Source organism: Bacteroidales bacterium (genome assembly GCA_018334875.1).
GTDB lineage: Bacteria > Bacteroidota > Bacteroidia > Bacteroidales > UBA12077 > JAGXLC01.
On sequence record JAGXLC010000423.1, the window covers coordinates 1 to 3504 of the forward strand.

The following is a 3504-nucleotide window of genomic DNA, read 5'->3' on the forward strand; positions in this document are numbered from 1 at the left end:
CAGTTCATAGGGAAAGAAATCATGTTGCTCGGCGCCTTTCTTGCCGGGATATTGCTTTCCGTCTTCATGAACAAATCTCGCTCCATTCTGCTGCTTAAGCTTGACGGAATGGGTTATGGCTTCTTTATACCCATATTTTTCATTATGGTGGGTGTCCATTTCGACGAAACAGCACTTACCCAAATGGAAGGCTCTCCCTGGCTGTTTCTCACTGCCCTTCTTGTGGCACTATATGCCATCAAAATATTTCCCGGTTTTCTGTGGCAAAGGATTTTTGGCTTCAGGAAGGCCTTTTCCGGTGGAGTGCTTATGGCATCCAGACTAAGCCTGATCATTGCTGCCTCGAAGATCGGACTCGATTTTGGTATCATAACACCTGCCCTCAATGCTTCATTTGTCCTTATGGCGGTCATTACATGCATCCTTTCACCGGTTGTTTACAATATCCTTTCACCCCGGGAGATGCTTAAAATGGACAAGGTGCTTATCATCGGCGGAAGCAGCACCGGCGTATTGCTTTCCAGAAGACTTCAAATGCATGGGAAAAACTCCATCGTCGTGGAGAGCAGCAGGAAACGCTATCTGGAGATGCTGTCCAAAGGTTTGAATGCCTATCATGGAAATGGCTTCGACAAGAACGTTTACAAAAAGCTAAATCTTCAACCCCACAATTATGTTGTGGTAATCACCGACTCGGAAATAAAAAACACCGAAATATGCCAGATTCTAAAGGAGGAATTCGGGCATCACAAGATCATCAGCAAAACCAGCACCTGGCATATTGAAAAACAACTCCAGGATCTGCAAGTCGATTACGTGGATGTAACCCGAACCATTGCCACTACAATAGAAAATTTGATTCTCAGACCCGCCACGTATCATACCCTGGTTGAAACATTTGAAAATTACAAAGTGGAGGACATCACCATCACCAATTCCAATATAAGCGGAACCCAGGTCAAGGAGTTGCCCTTCCATCGTGACGGAGAGCTCATACTCGTGCGTCGGGGACATGCCGTTGAGATTCCGCACGGGGACACCTACCTCCAACAGAACGACATTGTGACGGTTATGGGCACGGAAACAGCATTGCAGGACTTCCGGGAGAAATTCAGGTTCTCCCTGGGCAAGTAACCTGTTAAACAATCGCTAAAGGAAAAATTTTGAAACTTGTGTAATTTTATATACTTTTATATTTATAATCAAAAAAGGGATGCCCGAAATTTTTCGGCTATATAAACGAAAACCCGTTTAAATTATGAGAACATTCAAAACGATCTCCATTCTGATGGCTTTTGCCCTACTGATGTCTTTCTGCAAGCAATCTTCGCGAGAAGTTTTTATTGAGGCAGAAAGTTTTCAAACGAAAGGGGGTTGGGAGGTTGATCCCCAATTTGTGGAAACAATGGGATCCCCTTATCTTCTTGCCCATGGCCTGGGAGAACCTGTTGAAAATGCAAGCACTCAGGTTGTTTTCCCTGACAAGGGCACCTATCATGCGTGGGCAAGGACAAAAAACTGGGTACCCGGTGAATGGGAAGCTCCCGGTAAGTTTAAACTGGTGGTCAATGGCAGTGAGCTAAGTAATACACTGGGCACCCAGAAAGGATGGAACTGGGAATATGCAGGCCAGGTCAGTATAACTGAAACCATGGCTACAGTGGAATTAAAGGACCTTACAGGATTTGAGGGGCGCTGTGATGCCCTTTACTTTTCCATCTCAAAAGAAGCACCTCCTCACCAGGCAGACCAGCTTGCCCAATGGAGAAAGGAAAAGCTTAACCAGGCCGATGCCCCGCAGGAGACCCACGAGTTTGACCTGGTGATTGTAGGAGGGGGTATTGCCGGTTGCGGAGCCGCTATTGCGGCAGCAGAGCGTGGGCTTGAAGTAGGCCTTGTCCAGGACAGACCTGTTCTGGGAGGAAATGCGAGCAAAGAGATACGCGTACATACCGAAGGCATACACTGGCATGGAGAACGTATACTTTCTATGCTGGATACGGAGCACTGGCCCAATGGATCGCCGAAAGCCGAAGCGGATCAGCAAAAACGGCGCCGCAACATGGAACAGTATGAAAACATTTCCATCTTCCTCAACTGGAGAGCCTACGATGCCAATGTGAACAACAACAGCATTACCTCGGTAGATGCCCGTCACACTTCCTCCGGGGAACGAAAACGTTTCAAAGCGCCCTATTTTGCAGACTGTACCGGCGACGGATGGATCGGCTACTGGGCCGGAGCCGAATACATGTATGGCCGTGAACCCAGATCAAAGTATGATGAAGGATGGGAAGAACACGGTGAGCTATGGAGCCCCGAAGAGGCTGACAATCGCGTTATGGGAGCATCCGTGCTATGGCGGACCACCAATGCGGGGGAGCCTGTTGAATTCCCGGAAGTACCCTGGGCTATGGATGTGGCGGAAGACCATGCCGCCACCAGCGGAACATGGCACTGGGAATTCTCAAAGAATGAACTTCACCAGGTAAAAGATGCCGAGACCATACGCGACCACATGTTCCGGGCCATATATGGGTCTTTTTACAATGCCAAACAAAAACCGGAAAATGACAGCGTCAGGCTGGAATGGATGTCGTACCTGGTAGGCAAAAGAGAATCCCGGAGGCTGGAAGGCGATTACATCTATACCTTCAACGACATGAAAAAGAATACCAAATTTGAGGATGCCGTGGCAAAAGGCACCCGTGATGTGGACGTGCACTACCAGCAATGGCTGAAGGATCCTTCTAAAGTGGATTTTCTGTCGGAAGCCCTCTTTTATCCGGTAGAAGAATACTATATCCCCTACAGGTCCCTTTATTCAAAGAACATCGAAAACCTGTTCATGGCCGGCCGCAACTTTAGCTGCTCACACATCGGCCTGGGCGGACCAAGAGTCATGAATACAACAGGCCAGATGGGCATTGCCGTGGGTTATGCTGCTTCCCTGTGCAAAAAATATGAAACCGATCCCAGGGGAGTGTATGAAGAACATATTGATGAATTGACCGATATCATCAAAAATCAATAACATATAAGGCCTTATGTTAAATGGAAAATGCAGCCAGGGATAAATTTTATAGCTAGTCTTTCCATACGATATTAGTTGTTGATTCCGTAACCATCCATAACAAATGTTGCGTGAGCGGTTGATAGTACCTTACCGGGCAAGTTTTGCCAAAAAAAGCAAGAATTTTACCGGTAAGGTACTACGTAAAAATTCTATGGGTTAAATCTTATCCCCCTTCTTCCCACTCTTCCAGCTTTGCATCCACCTGATCCCTCACAAGCATCCGGGCATCAAAAGGATCATACCCTTTCATCAGTAGCTCGTCGTAATTGGTTTCCGTATGACGGATATGGGCTATGACTGCCAATCGTATGGCATCCTCCGAAAATTCTTTGGCAGCCTGACTTCTCCCGACACGTCCACTGTACTTGCGGCAGGCATGTTCGGCAATGGTCTTTTCCCTGCCTGAAGGAATGCCCGGGTACTGCCCG

The 3504-nt window shown here is 47.5% G+C and carries 3 protein-coding genes; 2 read left to right on the plus strand and 1 reads right to left on the minus strand.

Annotated features, from left to right (window positions below; translation table 11 throughout):
* Together KGY70_19205 and KGY70_19210 are read left to right on the plus strand one after the other, a co-directional pair.
* Window positions 1-1134: cation:proton antiporter (locus tag KGY70_19205; GenBank protein MBS3777330.1), on the plus strand; the 1134-nt coding region annotated here is incomplete at its 5' end.
* Window positions 1135-1258: 124 nt separating this feature from the next.
* The gene (locus KGY70_19210) at window positions 1259-3034 is read left to right on the plus strand and encodes an FAD-dependent oxidoreductase (protein ID MBS3777331.1); all 1776 of its coding nucleotides are present in this window, start codon (window positions 1259-1261) and stop codon (window positions 3032-3034) included.
* Between the two features lie 205 nt (window positions 3035-3239).
* On the opposite strand, the gene KGY70_19215 is transcribed toward KGY70_19210, so the two are convergent.
* A partial coding sequence (locus KGY70_19215; GenBank protein ID MBS3777332.1) for a DUF2293 domain-containing protein occupies window positions 3240-3504 on the minus strand: 265 nt, incomplete at its 5' end.

Coding starts and splice junctions, on each gene's coding strand:
- KGY70_19210 (MBS3777331.1), top strand. CDS start 1,259: ATGAGAACATTCAAAACGATCTCCATTCTGATGGCTTTTGCCCTACTG.